This is a genomic window from Caballeronia sp. GACF4 (assembly GCF_023631025.1).
In the GTDB taxonomy this organism is placed as follows: Bacteria; Pseudomonadota; Gammaproteobacteria; order Burkholderiales; family Burkholderiaceae; genus Caballeronia.
The window spans coordinates 154,569-171,471 of record NZ_JALQDW010000007.1 but is presented as its reverse complement, the minus strand read 5'-3'; the positions used below and the strand labels follow the sequence as shown (position 1 = coordinate 171,471).

The following is a 16,903-nucleotide window of genomic DNA, read 5'->3' as shown; positions in this document are numbered from 1 at the left end:
AGACCATTTGCCGCTTGTAATTGAGAATGATTCTCAATACAATGCATCCCAAGCGCGGATATCGGCATGCCGCAAAGAAGCGCGAACCGCTGCTTCGACGACCGCCATCCCGGCCTGATCCGAGACACAGCGCTGCCGTCAGCGCTTATCCGTAGCTTTGCATCGGAGCCGAAGCCGGCGCGAAAACGCCGGCGTCGTCCGACCAACGAGGCCCGAACATACATGACCAACGATTCCATTCCCACTGCCATCGGCTTGACGCGCGAGCAGGGCGGCGTATTCGAGGCAGGCGAAATTCACGAGGCGCGCAACGAATGCGCGGTCGCGGCCAACGCCGCAAAAGTGCTCGAAACCACGCGTCACGCGTGGAGCCAGGCATCGGACGCACCGAAAGAAGCCGCGCGCCGGTTGCCGCGCGCCACGAAACCGAAAAAGCGGGCCGTGCCGCGACAGTCGCGCTGGCCGAGCCTGGTTGCCGCGCTGAATTACTGGAGTCCAAAACCTCTGTGAATGCCGCCAATCTCCATTCAAAGCGCGAGTCGCTTTCACCGTCCGTCCCGCTTCCCGATCTCGATCTCGATGCCCGCATGTTCGACGCCAGCCGCTTTCCGCTCGTGCGCCTGCGCCGACGCGCCGTCAAGCCGGGCTACGCGTTTGCATGGTGCGCGCAGATGCGCCGCCTGCTTGCGCTCAACACGCCCTTCGTGATCGTCGCCGAGCACGACGCCGATGAAACCGCCGACGACATTCGCCTGCGCACCGCGTGGCTGCGCAATCAGCGCGTGCAACTCGCGGCGTATTGCCGGGGCATCGTCGTGATCGAGCCGCGTATCGAGGCGCGCGCGACCACGCGTGAAGCGCTGCGTCATTCGACCGAGGGCAGCGGCGTGCGCACGGTCGTGGTATCGAGCATGCGCGTGGCCAGCGAACTCGCGCCCGTGTTGCTCAAGCATTCGGGCGAAGCGGCAGCGCCGGTGTCGAAGAGTCGCGCGGTCTGAAACGTCCGAAGCGTTCGGAGATGGCGAAGCGCGCCTGAATCGATGACACCGATCAGGGCGCGCCCTGTCTAGCAAGGGTTTGCGGGCTGCTCTATGCTCTGTCTTCGTGATGAAGAGATGTCAACGCGGCCGCCCGACGTGGGCGCATGCGGCGTTGGCGGACGCACAGAGACAAGCACAGCCACGCACTTCGCTCAAAGAGGACGCGCATGCCGACTTACCGAGAAGCGTATCGCCGGTCGATCGAGGAACCCGAGGCGTTCTGGGCCGATGAGGCGCGCCGCATCCATTGGCATACGCCTTTCACGCAGGTGCTCGATGCGAGCAACCCGCCGTTCGCGCGCTGGTTCGTCGGCGGCAAGACAAATCTCTGTCATAACGCGGTCGATCGCCATCTCGCCTCGCGCGCGCAGCAAAACGCGCTCGTGTATGTATCGACGGAAACGGGCATCGAGCGCCGTTATACCTACGCCGAACTGCACGCGGAAGTGAACCGCATGGCTGCCGTCATGCGCTCGCTGCACGTGAAGAAGGGCGACCGCGTGCTCATCTATATGCCGATGATCCCTGAAGCGCTCTTCGCGATGCTCGCGTGCGCGCGTCTCGGCGCGGTGCATTCGGTGGTGTTCGGCGGCTTCGCGGCGCCTAATCTGGCGGCGCGCATCGACGATGCGGAGCCCGCGCTCATCGTCACCGCCGATGCTGGCGCGCGCGCGGGCAAGGTGATCGACTACACGCCGCTCGTCGACGAGGCGCTTTCGCGCGCTGAATTCAAGGTGCCGCAAGTGCTTTTGATCGACCGGCAACTGGCGCCCGAGCGGCTGCAGGCGAGCTATCTCGTCTCCTACGAACCCTTGCGCGAAAAATTTTTCGATGCTCACGTGCCGTGCGAATGGCTCGAATCGAACGAGCCTTCGTACGTGCTGTACACGTCCGGCACGACCGGCAGGCCGAAGGGCGTGCAGCGCGATGTCGGCGGTTATGCGGTCGCGCTCGCGGCATCGATGGAGCATATCTTTCAGGGCGCGCCGGGCGACACCATGTTCACCGCGTCCGACATCGGCTGGGTCGTGGGGCACAGCTACATCATCTATGCGCCGCTGATCGCGGGCCTGACCACGGTCATGTACGAAGGCACCCCGGTTCGTCCGGACGGCGGCATCTGGTGGCGGCTCGTGGAGCAGCATCGCATCAACCTGATGTTCACCGCGCCCACCGCGATCCGCGTGCTCAAGAAGCAGGACCCGGCGCTGATGCAAGACGCCGATCTGTCCAGCCTGCGCACGCTGTTTCTGGCGGGCGAGCCGCTCGACGAACCGACCGCGCAATGGATTCAGAGCGCGCTGAGAAAGCCCGTCATCGACAATTACTGGCAGACGGAAACCGGCTGGCCGATGATCGCGATTCCACGCGGCATCGAGGCGTTGCCCTCGAAGCTCGGCTCGCCGGGCGTGCCGTCGATGGGCTTCAACCTCACCTTGCGCAACGAGGCGACCGGCGAGATTTGCGCGCCGGGCGAGAAGGGCGTGGTCGCGTTGGGTTATCCGTTGCCGCCGGGCTGCATGCAGACCGTGTGGGGCGACGATCAGCGTTTCATCGACACCTATTGGACAAGCGTGCCGAACCAGTTGGTCTATTCGACCTTCGACTGGGGCGTTCAGGACGAGGACGGCTATGTGTCGATTCTCGGCCGCACCGATGACGTGATCAACGTGGCGGGGCATCGGCTGGGCACGCGCGAGATCGAGGAGGCGTTGTCCGCGCATCCGGCGGTGGCGGAAGTCGCGGTCGTCGGCGTGACGGATGCCGTGAAGGGCCAGGCCGCCGCTGCGTTCGTCGTGCTGCGCGATGCAAGCCGTCTCGATGCGCCCGGTGCGCGCGCCGGGCTGGAGGCGGAGCTGTGTCACGCGGTGGATGCGCAACTGGGCGCGATTGCGCGTCCGGCGCGCGTGCTTTTCGTGTCGATGCTGCCGAAGACGCGTTCGGGCAAGCTCTTGCGCCGAGCGATCGCGGCGCTGGCCGAAGGGCGCGATCCGGGGGAATTGCCGACTATCGAGGACCCGAGTGCGTTGGGGTTGGTGAAGGCGGCGTTGGAATCGTGAGCGCGAGCAGCGGGCTTTGAATACGCAAGGGCGCTTGCACCTTCACCGGAACGAACCAAGCTGCATCGCCACTTAAAGCACACCGGGGGCGTGATCTCTCGAAGCATCGACGCGCCCGTTAAAGGGAATTACGGCCTGTTAAACCTCAAGCCCTCACCCGCTCCTCGCTCATCTTAGGCAACATCACCGTCAGCACGCCGATCAACGGCAAGAACGCGCAGAGCTTATAAACGAAGTCGATGCTCGTCACATCCGCGAGATGGCCGAGCACTGCCGCGCCCACGCCGCCCATGCCGAACGCAAAGCCGAAGAAGAGGCCCGCCACCATCCCGACCTTGCCGGGAATCAACTCTTGTGCATAGACCAGGATGGCCGAAAACGCGGATGCCAGCACGAGCCCGATGATCACCGACAACACGCCCGTCCAGAACAGATTCACGTAAGGCATGAGCAGCGTGAACGGCGCGACACCGAGAATCGATACCCAGATCACCGCCTTGCGCCCGACCTTGTCGCCAACCGGCCCGCCGATGATCGTCCCCGCCGCCACTGCCGCCAGAAACACGAACAGGTGAATCTGCGCGCTCTGCACCGACACGCCGAACTTGCTGATCAGATAAAACGTGAAGTAACTCGTGATGCTCGCCAGATAAAAGTACTTCGAGAACACGAGCAGGACGAGCACGCTCATCGCCATCATGACTTTTTGACGCGGCAAGGAATGATGCGCAGCCTGTCCGCGACCCTTCTTCGTCGCGGGATGACGCTTGTACCAGCGGCCGATATTCGCCAGCACGAACATGGCAACGAGCGCCGCGACCGAAAACCACGCAATGCTGCGTTGTCCGTGCGGAATCACGATCAGCGCCGCAAGCAACGGCCCGAGCGACGAACCCGCATTGCCGCCCACCTGAAAGAGCGATTGCGCAAGGCCGTGCCTGCCGCCCGACGCCATGCGCGCAACGCGTGACGATTCCGGATGAAACACCGACGATCCGCAGCCAACCAGCGCCGCCGCGATCAGCAAAGTGCCGAAGTTGCCCGCCACCGACATCAGCAAGAGACCAGACAGCGTGAAACCCATGCCGACCGGCAACGACCACGGCTTCGGATGCTTGTCGGTGTAGAGCCCGACGAGCGGCTGCAGAAGCGATGCGGTGATCTGATAAGTCAGCGTAATCAGGCCGATCTGCCCGAACGAGAGCGAGAACTCGCTCTTGAACATGGGATAGATCGCCAAGATCAGCGACTGGATCATGTCGTTCAGCAGATGCGCGAAGCTGACCGCGCCCAGCACCGAATACACAGTGCGCTGAACGGCAGGCGTGGTGGCCGGTGACGCGCCCGCAGTCGCGGTACTGGCGACCGACGCGCTGCCCGAAGGCGGAAACGCGCCTTTATCGATACTTGTTTGCATGGTGGATGGCGTAAAACGCGTGGAAAAAACGGTTGTCCCAATTCTTGTATTCGCCTGCGACATTTATGCGCAAGCTGAATTTCTGACAAGTGTAGGCTGTCCGCGAGTCGTTGTCCTGCCAAGGTTCGTCGCGAATCGGACATCGTCGGCGTGATCTCGGCGGCCACGCGAGAGACGAACGCCCGTACACAATCGGATTAAAGAAAGCCAAATGTTTGCCGTAGACCAGCGATACAGACGTGCCGCGCGATAGACGCGGCCGTCTAGCAAACACTTCGGGGATCAACCATGAAACTGTTCTCGCTACGCGGCGTACGCGCAACGAGCGACGCGGCATTCCTGCCGGACGCCGCCAGCAACCATCCACGCGCGGCCGATTCCGCCAGGCGAGGGTTGAGCGTCAAGGCGACGCTGCGTCTTGCCTTCGGACTCGTGCTTGCAGGAACGCTTGCCATCGGCGCGATATCGCTGATGCAGATCAGCCGTCTGAACGGCGCGACCGAATCCATTTACACGCAGGGCGTCGTCGCGAGCCGCGCGGCGGAAGAAACGCGTGGCTATCTGCTGCGCGCGAGCCGTTCCCAAAAGATGCTGCTCACCGCGACGACCGCCAAAGAGCGCGGCGATCTCGGCGCGCAGATCGAGGAGGCGCTCGCGGCCATCGGCAAGGAACAGGTACAACTCGCGCAATACGTCGATCACGCGGACCAGGACGCACTCGCGCAGCAAAAGCGTTTCGACACGGCGCTCGCCGCGTGGAGTGGCAACGTGCGCGGCTTCGTGAAACTCGTGAAGGAGCAGCCGCTCGATCTTTCGCAGATGAACTGGCAAGTCGGCACGCAGGACATTTCGCTGCTGGTCGAGACCGGCAAGCTCGAAAAGATGGTCGATGAACTCGTCGCGCGGCGCGGCGCGGCCGCAAAGGCGACCATCGATGCCGCCGCGTTCATCTTTCATTCTTCGTTCGTGATGGTTTCCGTGCTGACGCTCGCGCTGCTCGGGCTGGCTATCGCCGTGAGCGAATGGGTCGTGCGGCGGCTCGCGAAACAACTCGGCGGCGAGCCGGCTTACGCGATGGATATCGCGCGGCGCATCGCCTCGGGCGATCTGGCCAATCGCATCGTGCTTGCGCGTCGCGATGACGCGAGCATGCTGGCGGCTTTGTCGGAGATGCAGGCGGGCCTGTCGTCGACGGTCGGCGAGATCGCGGTGAGCGCGCAGGCTATCGCGTCGGCATCGAGCGAGATTTCGACGGGCAATGTTGACTTGTCGCGCCGCACCGAGGAACAGGCGGTGGCGCTCGAGAAGACCGCTTCGAGCATGGAGCAACTCACGTCGACCGTGCGCCAGAACGCCGATAACGCGATGCAGGCGAGCACGCTTGCCAACAACGCGTCGGCGATTGCGGAGAAGGGCGGCGCGGTAGTGAGCCGCGTGGTCGAAACCATGCAGCGGATCGATGCGAGCGCGAAAAGTATTGGCGACATCATCGGCGTGATCGAGGGCATCGCGTTTCAGACCAACATTCTGGCGTTGAACGCGGCGGTCGAAGCGGCGCGCGCGGGCGAGGAAGGGCGCGGCTTCGCGGTCGTGGCGGGCGAGGTGCGCAGTCTTGCACAACGTTCGTCGGCGGCGGCGAAGGAGATCAAGGGCCTGATCGATACATCGGTGGCGCGCGTGTCGGACGGCTCGTCGTTCGCGCAGGAAGCGGGCGCGACGATGGAAGAAGTCGTGCGCGCGGTGCGGCGCGTGACCGACATCATGGGCGAGATTTCGGCGGCATCGGCGGAACAAAAGACGGGCATCGAACTGATCAGCCACGCCGTCGCGCAGATGGATGCGGGCACGCAGCAGAACGCGGCGCTGGTGGAAGAGGCGGCCGCGGCGGCGCAATCGCTCGACGATCAGGCGAAGGGCTTGAATGCGCTGGTCGGGAAGTTCCAACTTGCCTGATTCGCGTGGCGTCGGGTGACGGTGAAGAAGCCCCTCGACCTGGTTTGCACGGCAAGCGCAATCGTTGAGTACGCGTACTCTTCGCGCTTGCTCAAAGTCGCAACCTCAAGCTAAAATCCGCGAACTCGGGCGCCGGCAGGGCGCCCATTCTCGCGAAAGTCATCCACACCTGCCACGCCTTGCAGTCCAAAGCGCAGTCAACGCGCCCAAGTCACGAACCGCAACGTCGAACCTTTTCAGCCGCACGCGAGAACGGCGCAAACAAAGGAACAACGTCATGTGGTCCACATCCTGTCCAATTTCCCCTCCCGCTTCGAATAGCGACTATCTGCGCGAACACGCGCGGCGGCTCTTGCGTCAGGCGCGCGATGGCGATTCGAGCGCCGCGCTGCCCGTGTTGCGACGGCTGCAATCCGCCGACATCACGCGCGCCTCGCGCCTCACCGATCTCCACGCGAAGCGCGACGCGCTGCAACTCAAGCACGTGCTCGCCATGCTCGCCAACGAACTCGGTTATTCAAGCTGGGACGCCTGCAAGAACGATATCGACACAGAACCCGCCGCGCGCATCGACCGATACCGGCTCGATGCCGGCGCGTTCAACGACTTCGAGCGCAACTGGTTCGCCAACGAAGCCGACGCGCTCGCCTGGCAGCGCGCCAACGGCGGCTATCTCGTCCCATATGGCGAGCAGGTCGTGGCTATTCTGAAGCGCGAATAGGAAGGAGGAATCAGATCAGCTCGACTTCTTTCCAGTTCGCGCTGGAAAAGAAGCGGCTGAGTTCGCGCGTGAGTTCGTTCAGCGCGCTCATTTCCGATGGCGCGATCTTGCGCACGTGTTGCGGATGCGTCCAGTCGCCATAGACGAGCGCGACCGTCGATGCATCCGACTTCACCGGCAGCAGCACGAACGCCTGCGCCTCGCCAAGCGTCTCCTTGTACCAGCGCGGCAAGCGTGCGTCGATACGCGGATCGTGCGCGTTCTCGATAAAGATGCCCACCGGATTCGTGATCGCCAGATGGAACACGTCGGGCTTGAAGTCGGCGGAAAAGTGCAGCTTGGGCAGCATCGCTTCGACGCCGGCGCCAAGTCCCAGCCGCGCTTGGAATTCGTTGTCGGCCAGGCGCACGAATACCACCGCGCGCGACAAGCCGAGCCCCGCGAGCACGGCTTCGGAGGCAAGCGCAAGCACGGGCGCGAGCGCATTCTTCGATGGCAACGAGCGCAAGTCTTCGAGGCTCGCGCCTATGCGCGCTTCCGCGGATATTCCTGCTCGCGCGATGGCATCCGCATTGGCCTGCAGTTCGCTGATCTCCCGCATGACCGAGTCGCCGCCTTCTTCGCTGGCAAGCGCGAGGCTCATCGAGGCGAGCGTCGCGGCGTCGGTGCTGAGCGCGTCGCTATAGCGATTGGCGATATCGACGAGCAAGGACTCGCGGCCGCTCGCTTCGACATGCTGCGCGGTGAGCGCGTCGGCGACTTCGGTCGAATAGTTGGTGACGGCCTGCAGCCAGCGCACGTGCTTCGGCACGTTTTCGTCGGGCGGCGCTTCAGGGTCGCTCGCCTGCATGCCGGCGCGGATCGTCTCGGGCAGGCGCCAGCGGTCGGCCGCTTCCATGCCGATTTCGTCGAAGGTCACGCCGAGCAGCGCGGCGCACGCGTGACTGTCGCTGATGTTGTCCGCCGCCGCCTTGCGCCGCAACTGATCCCACTCGTGTTCGAGATAGAACGCGACGAGCAGCTTGCCGATCTGCCGCATCAGCGTGCAGACCACGGCTTCTTCCGCCGAACGCAGATCAGTGCGCTCGGTGATCTGCCGCGCGACCGCGCCGGAGAGCAAGGTGCGGTTGAGTTCCAGCTTGGCGTCGATACGGCGTGGCGCGCTGTGATGAAAGTGATCGACGAGTTTGAGCCCGACCACGAGATGCCCGACGGCGTCCATGCCGAGCACCATCAGCGCGCGCGTGACGGTGGTGATGTTGCCGCCGAAGGCCACGTACATCGCGGAATTGGCGAGACGCAGCACCTTCTGCGTGAGGCCGAAGTCCGACAGCACCACTTGCACGAGGGACGTGAAGTCGAGGTCGTTATCGCTCATCGCGGACACGGTCGTGCGCAGCGCCTGAGACAGCATGGGGAAATCCCCGCGCTCGCTCATGCGCGCCCACAGCTTGTCCATAATTTCGGCCTTGACTGCCATCCGTGATAAGAACCCTTCGTTGCGCGAGGATCGATTCCAATCGGCCCTCGCAGCCTTCTTTCTCATGACGTGTCGTTCGATTAGAACACGAACACGCCTTCTCTCATAATGTCTCGTGCAGCACCAGCGAATGCGACTGGAACGACGACGCCAGCTCGTCGGACGGCAGCGCGCGGCTGATCAGCCAGCCTTGAATATGGTCGCAGCCCATCTCGGCGAGCAGGTCGCGCTGCTCCTCGGTTTCGACGCCCTCGGCGACGAGTTCCAGCCCGAGCGATTGTGCGAGCCCGACCACGGCGCTCACGATCGCACGATTGTTGCGCGACGTAATCAGGTTCTCGACAAAGCTCCGGTCGATCTTGAGCTTCGACAAGGGAAACCGCTGCAGATAGGCGAGGCTCGAATAGCCGGTGCCGAAGTCGTCGACGGCGAAGCGAATGCCCACCGAAGTCAGCGCTTCGAGCAGGCAAGTCGCTTCCTCGGGATCGCGCATCAGCACGCTCTCGGTGATTTCGAGCACGATGCGGCGCGCGTCGATGCCCGTCAGCGCCAGCGCTTCCTTGACCGCCGAGGCAAAACGCTTGTCCCGGAACTGCTGCGGCGACACGTTGATCGCCACGTAATCCAGCCGGATGCCGATGGCGTCCCACTGCGCGAGCTGCATGCACGCCGCCTTCAACACCCAGTTGCCCAGATAGTTGATGAGACCGATGGACTCCGCGAGCGGAATGAACACCGTCGGCGGCACGAGCCCGTGCAGCGGATGATTCCAGCGCATCAGCGCTTCCACGCCGACCACCGCGCCCGTGCGGATCTTCGTGATCGGCTGGAAGTACAGCGAGAACTCGCCGTTGCGCACCGCTTCGTATAGCTCGGCTTCCAGCTTGAGGCGTTCGGCGTCGGCGGGGTCGTCGTCGGGTGCGTGGAACACGAGCGTGTTGCCGCCCGCAGCCTTCGCCTGCGCGAGCGCGTGATCGGCCATGCGCAACAGGCTCGCCTGAACGCCGTGCTTGCCGTTGCGCTCGACGGGCTTGTCCGCGAGCGCGGCGTGATCCGGGTACATCGCAATGCCCACGCTCGCCGACAAATGCGTATGCTGCCCGCGATGCCGATACGGCTGCGCAATCGCGTTGAGCAGACGCTTGCCGTGGCTTTCGGCGGCTTCGAGCGTGGTGCCGGCGGGCAGCAGCACGGCGAACTCGTCGCTCGCAATGCGCGCCACGCGCTCGCCCGGCGCGACGGTGTGCTGAATGCGCCGCGCCGTCTCGCGCAGCATGTCGTCGCCGGTGTCGTAACCGAGCGCGCGGTTGATCCGCTGATAATCGTCGATATCGAGCACGAGCAGCGCCGCCTGCGTGCGCGTGAGTTCGGCTTCGGCTTGCGCCGCGCTCATGGCGGTATCGAGCGCGGCGGCGTTGTCGAGTCCGGTGAGCGCATCGTGATGCAGCGCGTGTTGCAGCGAATCCTCACGCTCGCGCCAGTGCGATACATCGAACGCGGCGAGCGCGAAGCCCGGCGTGCCGAGCGCGGCGGTGGACATGAGCCGCAACTCGACGCAGATCGGAATGGTCAACGACTTCACCACGTTGAGCGTCGCCGATTCGAGCTTGCCGCTCGCTCGCGCGCGAGCAATGAGCGCGTGCAGTTCGTCGGCTTCCTCGGACGGCACGAGATCGTGCAGCGTCAGCATGCTTAGATAGTCACGGTGATACCCGATGAACTCGATGCTCGCGTCCGACACCTGCCGGAAGCGCAGGGCATCGTCGAGTTGCGCGAGGAAATCGACCGCGCCGAGCGCCAGCATGAGCACCGACTGATCCTTGTCGAAGCCATGCGCCGCGACTGCGCTCGAAGAAGCGGGCGCGCGTGCTTGCGTTTGTGCTTCCGGCTGTACCGGCTCTTGTGCCTGCGCTTGCACGGCGGCGACGCCGGGCGCGGCGCTCACGGCTTCGCGGCGGCTCGCCACGGCGCTTCGCCATGCGCGGCCGAGCGCATCGCGAACGATGCGCCACGGTGCGCGGCGGGAGGCGGTGATCCGATTCGCTTGCATGTTGAGGTCGAGTGGTGCGTGGCGCCGGTGTTCCGCGGCCGAATAAGCAACGGCGAGGGGACACTGCGGCGCTCGAAAACGTCTTGCGGACGCTTTCGTCGGGTACGTGCCGGCACACGCGCGACACGCTCTATCAGGCGAGTTATCGGCCCATGGGACGGTTTCTTTAGCTGGAGCGACGGTGCCGAGTTGTATGGCCAGACGCGTCGAGGTTATTTGTCGTACAAAACTTGCGTATCATGCCACCTGCGATGCCACCTGCGATGCCACCTGCGATGCCACCTGCGATGGCACCTGCAATTGCACCTGCAGTGCCGGCTGCGATGTCCGCTTGCATGACCGTTGACCGTCGACCGGAAAATTCGCTTGAGTTGTTCAATCCCATGACCCACCATAGATTGCCGGCCTGCCTCGTTTGCGAGGCAGCGTGCTGGGCACTTCCGAGCTTCCCGTCATGGCCGATTCCCCGCTAAAGCCCGCGCCCTCCCGGCGCGAACACAGTGTCTATGTCGGCCGTCAACCCATTCTCGACGGCGACGGCGCGCTGGCTGCCTACGAATTGCTGTTTCGCGACAGCCCCGACAATCGCGCCCGCATAGCGGACGACGTGCAGGCCACCGCGCACGTGGTGGCGCGCACGGTCGGCGAGATCGGCGTGTCGGCCGTGCTGGGCGATCATCCCGGCTACGTCAACATGAGCCGCGAATTGCTCTTCGACGACATCGTCCACATCATGCAGCCCGAGCGCTTCGTGCTCGAATTGCTGGAGAGCATCGAGTTCGACGAGTCCATCTTCCGGCGCTGCGGCCAGTTGCGTAACGCAGGCTTTCGCCTGGCTCTCGACGATGTCATCCGTCTGGACGACGCGCTCCTTGCCGCGCTGCCATCCGTGGATATCGTCAAGATCGATCTTCTGTCCACCGACCGCGCGCACTTGCCGAAGCTCGCCACGACGCTCAAGACGCGCGGCAAGTTGCTGGTCGCCGAGAAGGTCGAGACGCTCGACGACTTCAAGGAAGCCAAGCGCCTGGGCTTCGACTTCTTTCAGGGCTATTTCTTCGCGCGGCCGCAAGTGCTCTCCGCAAGGCGCGCGAGTCCGGCGCGCGGTGCGCTGCTGCGGTTGCTCGCCGTGCTCGGCGGCGACCCGGCCTTGCGCGAGCTCGAGACCGAACTCAAGCGCAATCCGGACATCGTCGTGCAACTGCTGCGTCTGGCCAATTCCAGCGCGCATGCGCGCGGACGGCGCGTGTCGTCGTTGCGCGAGGCCATCGCGTCGACAGGCACACGTCAGTTGATGCGCTGGACCCAACTGCTGCTCTACGCGGACGGCAGCGGTCTGCCGTGGCGCTCGGATCCGCTCCTCCAACTCGTCGGCACGCGCGCGCGCTTCATGGAACTCGCGGCCGGCGTGCTGCGCCCGGATGACGAGCCTTTTGCCGATGCCGCCTTCATGACGGGCATCTTTTCGCTCGTGCATGTCGTGCTCGGCATGCAGCCGGAAGAAATTGTCGATAAGCTTCACCTCACGGCGGAGATCCGCTCGGCGATCCTCGAAGGCGAGGGCGCGCTCGGTGCGCTGCTGGCCATCGCGAAAGCGGCCGAACAAGGCGATGCCGCCGCGATCGATGCAAGCCGGCTGGCCGATCCCGCGCTCGCGGAACTCACGCCCGCCACGCTCTCGCAAATGCAGGTCGAAGCGGCGGCGTGGTTCACCGAGAGCCGGCTGGATCAGGACGAGGCGCAAGGCTGAGGCGCTTGCCGCTCGTCTCGCGACATTTTTGCTGCCCTCAAGCGGAGTGCATATGAAGAAAAAGATTCTGGCGACCGTCGCCGGTCTGGCGGCCGCAACCGCGGCTTGCGTGGCCGTGGTGTATTCGACTGCCGCGAGCGCCACGCTCAAACCGGGCGACGCCGCGCCGTCGTTCGTCGCCCAGGCATCGCTTGGCGGCGATGTGTATCAGTACTCGCTTGCCGACGCGCTCAAGAAAGGCCCCGTCGTCCTGTACTTCTATCCGGCGGCGTTCACCAAGGGCTGCACGATCGAAGCGCACGAATTCGCCGAGGCGGTCGATCAATACAAGGCGCAGGGCGCCACCGTGATCGGCGTGTCGCACGACAACATCGACACGCTCAAGAAGTTTTCCGTGAGCGAGTGCCGCAGCAAGTTCCCGGTCGCGGCGGATGAAGACTCGAAGATCATCCGCTCCTATGACGCTTCGCTGCCCATGAAGAGTTCGATGGCCAATCGCGTGTCCTACGTGATCGCGCCGGACGGCAAGGTGATCTACGAATACACGAGCCTTTCGCCGGATCAGCATGTCGCGAATACCTTGCAGGCCTTGCGTGACTGGAACGCAAAACACAAGGCGCAATGAGCTTGTCATTTCCGTATTCGTCGTTCAAAGAACAAGGTGTGAAGTCAGATGCCGATCGTTGTCGCACTCGCGGTTCTCGTCGCGCTCATCTATGGCGCGGTCTGGTCGTTCAACGCGCTGCACGCGCACTTCGGGCTTGCTGTCGCAGTCGGCGTGGCGGTGGTGGCGGCCGCGGCAATCGCGGCGGGCGTCGCTTACTGGCTCGCGCGGCGCCGTGAAGTCGCGGCGAACATTCCGCGCTCGGCTGGCGGCGACTGGACTCACGAACTCAAACGCGACTGGGGCGGCTTGCGGCTCGCCGCGGGCAAGCGGCTCCTGGAAGTGCGCGTGGGCGAAGCGACGGGCAGCTATATCTTTGCCGATCTGCGCGGCGCGCGCGAGGAGCAGGGCAACGCGGTCGTCCTCACCGTCGCGGATTCGAAACATCCGGAATGGCGTCTGCCCATCAACGATACAGCCAATGCTCGCAAGTGGACGCGCATCCTCACGCTCGCCACGCGCCAGAAGCTTTAGTCATGACCAAGCGGCTATTGCGTGTGATAGCCGAGATCGCCGCGCACCTTGCCGCGAAACACCCAGTAAGACCAGATCACGTAGATGATGATGACAGGCAGCAAGAACATCGTGCCGATCAGCAGAAACTGATGCGATAACGGTGCGGCCGATGCGTCCCACAGCGTCACCGAAGGCGGCGCAATGAACGGCCACAGGCTGATCACGAGCCCGGTGAACGCGAGGAAGAAGAGGCCCACGGAGCACAAAAAGGGCAGCACTTCGCGGCCTTTTTGCAAGCTCGACCACAACGTCCACGCAAGGAGCGCGGTCAACACCGGCACGGGCGTGAACGCGAAGCTCTGCGGAAAGCCGAACCAGCGCGCCGCGATGCGCGCATCTTTCAGCGGTGTCCACAGGCTGATCAGCAAGATGAACGCGATCACGCCGAGCAGCGCATGACGCGCCATCTTGCGACCCCACGCCTGCAACTCGCCTTCGGTCTTGAGCACGAGCCAGGTCGAGCCCTGCAACGCATAGCCGAAGATCAGCCCGACGCCGACGAGTAGCGGAAACGGCGCCACCCAGTTCCAGCTCGTCCCGGCGTACTGCCGGCCGTGGATCGGAAAGCCCTGGATGAACATGCCGAGCACCGTGCCTTGCGCGAAGGTCGCGACGAGCGAGCCGTAGCCGAACGCGCCATCCCACAGCCATCGGCGCGCGCCCTCGACCTCGCGGAATTCGAACGCGACGCCGCGAAAGATCAGCCCGAGCAGCATGAAGAGAATCGGAAAGTAGACCGCCGGCACGATGATCGCGAAGGCCAGCGGGAACACCGCGAACAAGCCGCCGCCGCCGAGGATCAGCCAGGTTTCGTTGAAGTCCCACACCGGCGCGACGGAGTGGATCATCAAGTTGCGTTCGTCGGGATCGCGGCGCAGCAGGAACAGCATGCCGACGCCCAGATCGAAGCCGTCGAGCAGCACGTACATGAACACGGCCAGCGCGAGGATGGCGGCCCACAAAGGCACGAGATCGAGCATCGCGGTCTCCTGTTGACTTGTTATGGGCGATGCGGCGGGACGACGTCGTCGCGATTCGCCGTGCGCGCGCCGCCGTCGCCGCCTGCCGTGACCGCCGATACCGCCGACAGCGGCCGCGCCGCGCGCGTCTTCGTATCGAGCGATTCGTTCTCATGGTCACGCGACGCGTCGGTCGGGCCGATGCGCACGAGCCGCCGCAACAGCACGAAGCCCGCGCCGAAGATCACGAGATAAGCCAGCATGTAGAGCGCCCAGGACAGGCCGACGTCGGCGGTGGTGAGCGAGGGCGTGACGGAATCGCGCGTGCGCAGGATGCCATACACCGTCCACGGCTGACGGCCCGCTTCGGTGGTGGTCCAGCCCGCGATCACCGCGATGAAGCCGAGCGGCATGGCGAACGTCGCGCAACGCAGCCAGCGCGTGCTTTGTTCCAGCTTGCCGCGCGCGAACAGCACTATGCCCGACAGCACGAGCGCGAACATCAGAAGCGCGATCCCGACCATGATGTGAAAGGCGAAAAACACCACGGCGACAGGCGGGCGGTCTTCGCGCGGAAAGTCCTTCAGCCCGCGCACGACTCCGTTCGGATCGTGCGTGAGGTAAAGGCTGCCGAGCACGGGAATCGAAATCTCGAAGCGGTTGCGCTCTTCCTTTTCGTCGGGAATGGAGAAGAGATTCGCGGGCACGCGCGAGCCGGTTTCCCACAGACCTTCCATCGCCGCGAGCTTGGCGGGCTGATATTTGAGCGTGTTCAGACCATGCGAATCGCCGATCACCATCTGGATCGGCACCATGATGATGAGAAAGATCAGCGACATCTTGAGCATCACGCGACTTTCCTCGACAGCGCGTTTTTGCCGCAGATACATGGCGCCGACGCCGAGAATGACGAAGCCCGTCGTGACGAGGAACGCGCTCACCGTATGCCCGAGCCGGTACGGAAACGACGGCGTGAAGATCACGTCGAAGAAGCTCACCACTTCGAAGCGGCCGTCCGGCAACATGCGATGCCCTTGCGGCGTCTGCATCCAGCTATTGACAGCGAGAATCCAGAACGACGAGATGACCGTGCCCGCCGCGACGAAGATCGCGGACATGACGTGCGCCCATTGCGGCACGAGCTTGCGTCCGAACAGGAGCACACCGAGAAACGCCGATTCGAGGAAGAACGCCGTCAGCACTTCGTAGCCCATCAGCGGGCCGACGACATTGGCGGTGGCGTCAGAGAAACGGCTCCAGTTGGTGCCGAACTGAAACGGCATGACGATGCCCGACACCACGCCCATGCCGAACGACACCGCGAAGATTTTCAGCCAGAACGCGGACAGGCGCCGGTAGACATCGCGCTTGGTGATCCACCAGTTGAATTCGAGCGTCGCGATGAAGCACGACAGGCCGACCGTGAACGCGGGCAGCAGTATGTGGAACGCGACGACCCAGGCGAACTGGAAACGTGAAAGCAGGACCGAATCGACATCCATGAGCGCTCCTTTTGTGTTTCTGTAAAGGGCGGGGCGAAGGGTGCACGGTCGCACACTGGTGGCGCGCGCTCCATTAATACACGGTTTTCCATCGCTCGGCACGAGGAGCGAAAGCCTTGCTGCACCAAATCGGTATAATTACGGTCTGCTTTCGCCGCGTGGACGACCGCGCGCGCTTCTTGTTACCGGGGACGGCCCCGTTCCTTCGAGGAAGTCACCTCATGTCCTGGATTCTTCTTTTTATCGCCGGTTTGCTCGAAGTGGCATGGGCCGCCGGGCTCAAGTCATCGGAAGGCTTTACGCGGCTCTGGCCGTCGGTGTTCACGCTGGTGACGGCCATCGGCAGCTTCGTCTTGCTTGCCATGGCCATGCGCCAGTTGCCGCTCGGCACCGCTTACGCTGTTTGGACGGGAATCGGCGCGGTCGGCGCGTTTATTTTCGGCATCGTGTTTCTGGGCGAGGCGTTGACGGCGGCGCGTATCGGCAGCGCGGCGCTGATCGTCGCGGGGCTCATCGGACTCAAGCTTTCGTCCGGACATTGACGCGCTGTTGCACCGGCGCCACCGCAATGGTCGCGGTGCGAGCGGCAGCGCACTTCGGGCGGCATTCGCCGGATGCCTTGCTGCACCGCTTCCTTTTGCATGGATATAATGGTCTGAAGGCATTTCCGATTTTCAGCAATCTCCGATTGCAGATAACATCACTCGGCGAGCCGCACCGTTTTATCTTTCCGCCTGCGTCACGAGGCTTTTTTCGATATCCTCGTTGATATGGGCGGCTTCTTTCGGCAT

At 63.8% G+C, this 16,903-nt stretch carries 14 protein-coding genes; 9 read left to right on the top strand and 5 right to left on the bottom strand.

The window, feature by feature from the left end:
- Positions 1-222: 222 nt before the first annotated feature.
- The 3 genes from NCR40_RS08970 to NCR40_RS08960 all read left to right on the top strand — a co-directional run bounded on the left by NCR40_RS08970 (position 223) and on the right by NCR40_RS08960 (position 3,100).
- Positions 223-510, top strand: a complete 288-nt coding sequence (locus NCR40_RS08970; protein ID WP_250509259.1) for a hypothetical protein — start codon at positions 223-225, stop codon at positions 508-510.
- Complete coding sequence (locus NCR40_RS08965; protein WP_250509258.1) at positions 507-998, top strand: hypothetical protein; 492 nt, start codon at positions 507-509, stop codon at positions 996-998. The genes NCR40_RS08970 and NCR40_RS08965 overlap by 4 nt, the downstream gene beginning before the upstream one ends.
- 146 nt (positions 999-1,144) lie before the next feature.
- Positions 1,145-3,100, top strand: a complete 1,956-nt coding sequence (locus NCR40_RS08960; protein ID WP_284507734.1) for a propionate--CoA ligase — start codon at positions 1,145-1,147, stop codon at positions 3,098-3,100.
- Between the two features lie 145 nt (positions 3,101-3,245).
- On the opposite strand, the gene NCR40_RS08955 is transcribed toward NCR40_RS08960, so the two are convergent.
- Positions 3,246-4,517 (bottom strand): MFS transporter, encoded by a 1,272-nt coding sequence (locus tag NCR40_RS08955; RefSeq protein WP_250509257.1) that lies wholly within the window; start codon positions 4,515-4,517, stop codon positions 3,246-3,248.
- Positions 4,518-4,805: 288 nt separating this feature from the next.
- On the opposite strand from NCR40_RS08955, the gene NCR40_RS08950 reads away from it, so the two are divergent.
- Positions 4,806-6,470, top strand: coding sequence for a methyl-accepting chemotaxis protein (locus NCR40_RS08950; RefSeq protein ID WP_250509256.1), 1,665 nt, complete (start codon positions 4,806-4,808; stop codon positions 6,468-6,470).
- A gap of 277 nt (positions 6,471-6,747) precedes the next feature.
- Entirely contained in the window at positions 6,748-7,191 is a 444-nt protein-coding gene (locus tag NCR40_RS08945; RefSeq protein ID WP_250509255.1) for a hypothetical protein, read from the top strand.
- Between the two features lie 10 nt (positions 7,192-7,201).
- Here NCR40_RS08945 and NCR40_RS08940 read toward each other — a convergent pair whose 3' ends face one another.
- Both NCR40_RS08940 and NCR40_RS08935 read right to left on the bottom strand, forming a co-directional pair.
- Positions 7,202-8,671, bottom strand: coding sequence for an HDOD domain-containing protein (locus tag NCR40_RS08940; protein ID WP_250509254.1), 1,470 nt, complete (start codon positions 8,669-8,671; stop codon positions 7,202-7,204).
- A 103-nt stretch (positions 8,672-8,774) separates the two neighbouring features.
- Positions 8,775-10,721 (bottom strand): putative bifunctional diguanylate cyclase/phosphodiesterase, encoded by a 1,947-nt coding sequence (locus NCR40_RS08935; protein WP_284507733.1) that lies wholly within the window; start codon positions 10,719-10,721, stop codon positions 8,775-8,777.
- 454 nt (positions 10,722-11,175) lie between these two features.
- On the opposite strand from NCR40_RS08935, the gene NCR40_RS08930 reads away from it, so the two are divergent.
- Genes NCR40_RS08930 through NCR40_RS08920 form a run of 3 tightly spaced genes read left to right on the top strand, consistent with a single transcriptional unit; the run spans position 11,176 to position 13,609 of the window.
- On the top strand, positions 11,176-12,471 hold the full coding sequence (locus NCR40_RS08930) for an EAL and HDOD domain-containing protein (RefSeq protein ID WP_244825657.1): 1,296 nt from the start codon (positions 11,176-11,178) through the stop codon (positions 12,469-12,471).
- Between the two features lie 52 nt (positions 12,472-12,523).
- Positions 12,524-13,096 carry a peroxiredoxin gene (locus tag NCR40_RS08925; RefSeq protein WP_250465207.1) on the top strand — a complete coding sequence of 191 codons (573 nt, stop codon included), beginning with the start codon at positions 12,524-12,526 and terminating at the stop codon, positions 13,094-13,096.
- A 48-nt stretch (positions 13,097-13,144) separates the two neighbouring features.
- The gene (locus tag NCR40_RS08920; protein ID WP_250509253.1) at positions 13,145-13,609 is read left to right on the top strand and encodes a hypothetical protein; all 465 of its coding nucleotides are present in this window, start codon (positions 13,145-13,147) and stop codon (positions 13,607-13,609) included.
- 14 nt (positions 13,610-13,623) lie between these two features.
- On the opposite strand, the gene cydB is transcribed toward NCR40_RS08920, so the two are convergent.
- Complete coding sequence (gene cydB, locus NCR40_RS08915; RefSeq protein ID WP_250465205.1) at positions 13,624-14,631, bottom strand: cytochrome d ubiquinol oxidase subunit II; 1,008 nt, start codon at positions 14,629-14,631, stop codon at positions 13,624-13,626.
- 20 nt (positions 14,632-14,651) lie between these two features.
- Positions 14,652-16,112 (bottom strand): cytochrome ubiquinol oxidase subunit I, encoded by a 1,461-nt coding sequence (locus tag NCR40_RS08910; protein WP_250465204.1) that lies wholly within the window; start codon positions 16,110-16,112, stop codon positions 14,652-14,654.
- A gap of 221 nt (positions 16,113-16,333) precedes the next feature.
- Between NCR40_RS08910 and sugE the strand changes: the two genes are divergently transcribed.
- Positions 16,334-16,654 carry a quaternary ammonium compound efflux SMR transporter SugE gene (gene sugE / locus NCR40_RS08905; protein ID WP_250465203.1) on the top strand — a complete coding sequence of 107 codons (321 nt, stop codon included), beginning with the start codon at positions 16,334-16,336 and terminating at the stop codon, positions 16,652-16,654.
- The last annotated feature ends 249 nt before the right edge of the window (positions 16,655-16,903 follow it).